Consider the following 5,436-nt stretch of genomic DNA (forward strand, 5'->3'; position numbering starts at 1 on the left):
GGGCGCCGACATGTCCGTCAAGTACAAGGAAACGGCCCGCGGCGGCCTCGCGGTGAACATCATCGAGTGCTAGGGCTTCTCCCCCGGGACCACGGGGAAGGAGTGGTGTTCGTGGGCCACCACCCACCGGCCCTGTTCCTTGCGCAGGCCGAGGGTGAGTCGCAGACGGCTTCCGGGGTGTGCGGTGAAGTCCTCCGGGGTGCCGCAGCGCAGGAGGGCGTGGGCGAAGGCCACCTCGGCCCCGGCGGTGACGTCCAGCGACTCGATCTCGAACGCGGCGCCCTGTGCCAGCCACGCGAAGAACGGCGGCCACGTCTCGCGGTAGGCGTCCTTGCCGCGGACACCCTCGTACGGGGGCGGGACATCGAACATGACGATGTCGTCCGCGTGGTCCGCCAGGACACCGTCCAGATCGCCCCGGCGCACCGCCCCTGCCCAACGCTCGATCAGACTCCGGATCCGCTCTTCGTCCTCGTTCACGGCCACGTTCACTGTCCTTTCCGGTCGTCCCCGCGTCATGGCGCGGGGAATCCCCAGCGCCACCGCACTCATCTCACAGCCGGCTGGCTTTTCCGCACCCCACGCCGTCCGCGTCCCGCATACGGGTGTCCATCGGGGTGCTGCGGTCGTACGGGTCGGACTCGGGGCCCTCGCCCTCGTCCGTGACCGCGCGTTCGGCGCTGAACTCCGGGGTGAAGTAGCCGGTGAACGTGGAGCAGCCGCCGTTGGCTGAGTCCACCTTGTACGAGACGAGCGAGAACGTGCCCGGCTCGATGTACACCTTCGCCGGGTCGTCCCAGCTCATCACCACCTCGCGGCGCACGATCGTACGCGCGACCTCGTCGCTGCCGGGTGTGGCCCGTACGAGCGGATAGACGTACGTGACGTCGGTGCTGACCTCGACCGCGCCGCGCTCGCCCTCCCGGTACGTGATCAGTCCCCGGGTCTTGACCACGTCACCGGCGAGCCGCACCTTCGTGCCGTCGAAACGGCTGAACAGCAGCAGCGGACTGTTCTCCCGGGTGGGCGCGGTGAAGGCGGTCGCCAGGTAGTCCTGGACGTCCTGCTGCTGGGGGTTGACCGCCGCGATCGCCTTCGCCGGCCGCTCTCCGCGCAGGACCCCCGGGTCCAGGCTGGACGCGATCAGGAAGGCGCGGCTCCGGTCGAGTGCCCGCGCCACCTCCGCCTTGGTCATCCAACCGGTCGCCCGTGCTGCGGGCAGACCCAGCCCGGTCGCCCCGTCGCTCCACAGCCGTGCGGGGGAACCTCTGAACGGGTCGTCGACGGTGGGGAGTCCGGCCGCCGCCTCCGTCGGCGGCGGCCGGTCGGGGAGCAGCGTCCCGGCGGCGGACGGCGCGCTGTCGGCGGCGGGTTCCCCGTTCTCCCACCACCCGGTCACCCGGCCCGGCAGCAGCACCGCGACCAGCACGCCGATAGCGACCAGCAGCCCGAGCACGTACCAGCCCTTGCCCCGGCGCCGCCGGGCCGGGGTGTGGGTCCGCCACCCCGCCGGGGGGCCGGTCTGCTCCGCCAGCCGCCGCGTCACCATCCGCGCCCGCGCGGACGGTTCCTCGGGCGCGCCCGGCGTCCCGGCCTCGGCCTCGCGCAGGAACCGCTCCCACTCCTCGTCCGGTATGGACCCCTCGGCCTTGTCCGGTACGGACCCTTCAGCCACGATGCGCTCCCCGTTCCTCTCCGCACGCGCCCGGCCCCTCCCCAGGGCCGGCAGTCATGCGTGATCATCACACGGCCCTCTGACACCGGCCCGCGGGCAACGTAGAATTCGGCGGGTGACGTCCGTCAGAGCGCAGAACTGCATCGTCTTCGGGCCGTTGGAGGGCGAGATCATGGACGTGCTCTGGGGCGCGCCGGAGCCGTTGACGGTCCGGGACGTCCTCGGGCGGCTGAATCGCGCCCGCGAGACACCCCTCGCGTACACCACGGTGATGACGGTCATGAACCGGCTGTCGGACAAGGGCGCGGCGGACCGGGTCAAGTCCGGTCGCTGCTACAGCTATTCGGCCTCCGTGTCGGACGAGGCGGCGATGGCCGTACGGGAGGTCATCCGCGACTTCGGGGTGGACGCCGTGGCGCACTTCGTCACCGAGGCCCAGAACTCGCCCGATCTGCTGGCCCGTTTGAAGCGGCTGATGGTGGAAGGGCCCGGGGCCTGACCCCTGCCGCTCCCCGGCGACGCTCCCCGCCCCGCGCTCCCTGCCGTCCGGCCGGGCGGTCACATCTTTCGGAGATCTGTCGGACTTCTTTCCATCACCGACCCGCGCCCCTCCCACCCCAACTACTATCCACACGTAGTAGATGCGTGGCGTCACGGAGGAGGTGCGTGGCGTCCGTCCGCGCGCGCCCAGACATCGACAGCTGTGGAGGAAGTCCCATGAGTTCGCTACCCGTTGACACCGGAGGAGCAGGCCCTCAGGTCAACCGAGGTCTGGTGATGGCTGTCCTGGGCGGTTGTTTCCTCGTCGTGATGATGGACAACACCATCCTCAACGTCGCGCTCCAGACGCTCCAGACCGAGCTGGGGGCCTCCAACGCGGAACTCCAGTGGGCGCTCGACTCGTACATCCTCTTCTACGCGGCGCTCATGTTCTCCGCCGGCATCCTCGCCGATGCCTTCGGCCGCCGCCGCGTGCTGCTGATCGGCCTGGTCGTGTTCGGGGTGGCGTCGGGCTTCGCGGCCTGGTCCAGCACCCCCGACCAGCTCATCTTCTGGCGGGCCGTCATGGGTGTCGGCGGCGCGGTCGTGCCGCCCGCGACGCTGGCGGTCATCAACGACATCTTCCCCCGCGAGGAGCGCGGCAAGGCGATCGGCATCTGGTCCGCGCTCGGCGGACTGTCGATCGCGCTGGGCCCGATCATCGGCGGCTTCCTCCTCAACCACTTCTGGTGGGGATCCGTCTTTCTGATCAACGTGCCCGTCGTGGTCGCCTGCGCGGTGCTGCTCCTGGTGATCCTCCCCGAGTCCCGGGCCGCCGCGAAGCCCCAACTCGACCTGCCGGGCGTCCTGTTGTCGATCGTCGGTATCGGCGCGCTGATCTACGGAGTGATCCGCGGCGGCGACACGAACCACTGGACGAGCCCCGAGGTCCTCGGTTCCGTCCTCGGCGGTGTGGTGCTGCTCGCCGTGTTCATCTGGTTCGAGAGCCGCGCCGCGCTGCCCGCGCTCGATGTGAAACTCCTGCGCAACAAGGCGTTCGCGGCCGGGACCGCCTCCCTGGCCCTGTCCTTCTTCGCCCTCACCGGCGGCACGTTCCTGATGGTGTTCTACATCCAGGGCGTACGCGGCTACAGCCCCCTGGAGCTGGGCCTCATCCTCCTTCCGGTCGCCGTCGGCACAGTGGTCTCCGCGACCCAGAGCAACACCCTGGCCGGCAAGTTCGGCGCCAAGGCGACGGTCACCGGCGGTCTGCTCCTGCTCGCGCTGGCCTTCACCTGGCAGGCGTGGGTCAAGGCCGACACCGCGCTGTGGCTGTTCGAGATCAACCTCGGACTGTCGGGCCTGGGTCTGGGGCTCGTCATGGGCACCTCCACCACGGTCACCATGGCGGTGGTCGCACCGGAGAAGGCCGGGGTCGGAGCGGCGGTGAACAATACGCTGCGTCAGATCGGTGCCGCGCTGGGCGTGGCCGTCCTCGGCTCGGTCCTCTCGGTGCGCTACCGCGACGAGTTGGGCACCGCGGCCGACGTACTCCCCCCGGATCTGCGGGAGTCCGCCTCCGAATCACTGGGCGGCACCCTCACCGTGGCCCAACGGATCCAGGAGAGCGGGACGGCCGGGTCGGCCTCGGTGAAGGAGGCATTGCCCCAACTCCTCCGCACCGCACAGGACTCGTACATGGCCGCGATGCATTTCTCCTTCGCGATCGCCGCGGGCGCGCTCGCCGTGGCCGCCGTGGTGGCCGCGCTCTGGCTGCCGGGCCGCACCGGCACCGGCGCGGCCCGGGAAACCGAAGGGCCCGGGAAGCCGGTACGGAAACCGGCGCGCGAGGAAAGCACCCCGGCCCCCTGAGGCCGGCCGCCGGGGAACGGGGATCACGTGTCCATTCTGTTCAGCAGATATCCCCGGCCATGGATCGTCTCCAGGGAAAGCCCCACGGACAACAGCTTGCGTCTGAGCCGCATGATGTGCAGGTCCAACGCGTTCCTGCTCGTCGAGCGATGGGCCGAGGAGAGCCTGGCCGCCAGTTCCTGGCGGCCGGCCACCTTGGACATCCGCTCGACGAGGAAGCGCACCACCACGGTCTCCGTGGCGGTCAGAGGGGTGAGCGAAGAGCCGAACCGCAGTATTCCGTCCTCGTCCACCAAAGGCTGCGGACAATGGCCCACCTTGGCCCGCAGGGACGAAATCCGGGCCTTGAGTTCCAGTGGATCGACCGGGACGCGGATCCAGTCCTCGCCCGTCCCCTTCAGCTCGGGGACGGAGACGCCCGGAGCCACCAGAAGAACACAGGGAATTCCCTCACGTCGCAGAGCGGCCAGCCTCGTCAGCTCGGTCGGCCAGCGGACAACCTGCACGTCCTGCATGGTACCTACTTTTCTGTATCAGGTTTCTCCGGGGCTCGTGAAAGGGCAAGGCCCGCATATGAATACGCATGCGGGCCTTGCCTGTTCAGCAATACGCAATGACGACGCGCTCTCCTTATACAGTCACCACATGGCCGGGTGACGACGCGTCAGCGACGTCGTGGCGTGGAGCTGCGCGGCGAGCGAGACCAGGGTGGGTTCGTCCGCGTACCGGCCACCGATCATCACACCGGTCGGGAGCCCGTCGGGGGTCCAGCTCGACGGGACGCTCACGGCCGGGAGTCCGGTGAGGTTGTAGACGGTGGTGTAGGGCATGAAGGCGGTCATCCGCGCGAAGTCCGCCGCCGGATCCGTGTCTCCCCGCAACTCGCCGGTGAGAACGGGGGGTTCGGCGAGTGTCGGGGTCAGGATCACGTCGTACGCGCTGAACAGCAGGTCGGTGAGCATCTGGCCGACTCCGCGGAAGGTACGGAGAGCCTGATGGTACTGCCGGGCGGTGACCGTGTCGGCGAGGTTGCGCAGATACGCCGTGAACGGCATCAACTCCCCTTCCTCGTACGGCTCCAGCTCGTAGCTCGCGGCCTCCACCGACCACACGTGGGTGAACGCCTCGACGATGCCGCCGTCGGCGGGCATCTCCACCTCCTCGACCGTATGGCCCAGGGCGGTCAAAGTCCCGGCGGCGGCTCCGTACGCGGCGGCGCAGTCCGGATGGAGTTCGGCGTCCGGCACCATCGGGGCGCGCAGGCCCGCGATCCGGAGCGGGCCGGGCTCCCGGCCCGCGTGGTCGAGGAGCGTGCCGCCGCCCGGATAGCCGGGGGCCGTGTACACGTCGCCCGGCATGGGTCCGGCCATCGCGTCGACGAGCGCCGCGGCGTCGGCGACCGTACGGGC

6 protein-coding genes are annotated in these 5,436 nt (G+C 69.8%); 2 read left to right on the forward strand and 4 right to left on the reverse strand.

Features of this window, described 5'->3' with window-relative positions; all coding sequences use genetic code 11:
* Window positions 1–69: 69 nt before the first annotated feature.
* Together GT042_RS35405 and GT042_RS35410 are read right to left on the reverse strand one after the other, a co-directional pair.
* On the reverse strand, window positions 70–480 hold the full coding sequence (locus GT042_RS35405; protein WP_161312791.1) for an SgcJ/EcaC family oxidoreductase: 411 nt from the start codon (window positions 478–480) through the stop codon (window positions 70–72).
* Between the two features lie 73 nt (window positions 481–553).
* A complete protein-coding gene (locus GT042_RS35410; protein ID WP_161312787.1) occupies window positions 554–1,675 on the reverse strand; it encodes a hypothetical protein in 1,122 nt (373 codons plus the stop codon).
* Between the two features lie 115 nt (window positions 1,676–1,790).
* On the opposite strand from GT042_RS35410, the gene GT042_RS35415 reads away from it, so the two are divergent.
* Together GT042_RS35415 and GT042_RS35420 are read left to right on the forward strand one after the other, a co-directional pair.
* The gene (locus GT042_RS35415) at window positions 1,791–2,174 is read left to right on the forward strand and encodes a BlaI/MecI/CopY family transcriptional regulator (RefSeq protein WP_161312788.1); all 384 of its coding nucleotides are present in this window, start codon (window positions 1,791–1,793) and stop codon (window positions 2,172–2,174) included.
* 278 nt (window positions 2,175–2,452) lie between these two features.
* On the forward strand, window positions 2,453–4,027 hold the full coding sequence (locus GT042_RS35420) for a DHA2 family efflux MFS transporter permease subunit (RefSeq protein ID WP_161312789.1): 1,575 nt from the start codon (window positions 2,453–2,455) through the stop codon (window positions 4,025–4,027).
* Between the two features lie 23 nt (window positions 4,028–4,050).
* Here GT042_RS35420 and GT042_RS40015 read toward each other — a convergent pair whose 3' ends face one another.
* Both GT042_RS40015 and GT042_RS35430 read right to left on the reverse strand, forming a co-directional pair.
* On the reverse strand, window positions 4,051–4,533 hold the full coding sequence (locus GT042_RS40015; RefSeq protein ID WP_161312790.1) for a winged helix-turn-helix domain-containing protein: 483 nt from the start codon (window positions 4,531–4,533) through the stop codon (window positions 4,051–4,053).
* Window positions 4,534–4,665: 132 nt separating this feature from the next.
* Window positions 4,666–5,436: amidase family protein (locus GT042_RS35430; protein WP_272925804.1), on the reverse strand; the 771-nt coding region annotated here is incomplete at its 5' end.

Origin of the sequence: Streptomyces sp. SID3212 (assembly GCF_009865405.1) — a bacterium.
Classification (GTDB): domain Bacteria; phylum Actinomycetota; class Actinomycetes; order Streptomycetales; family Streptomycetaceae; genus Streptomyces.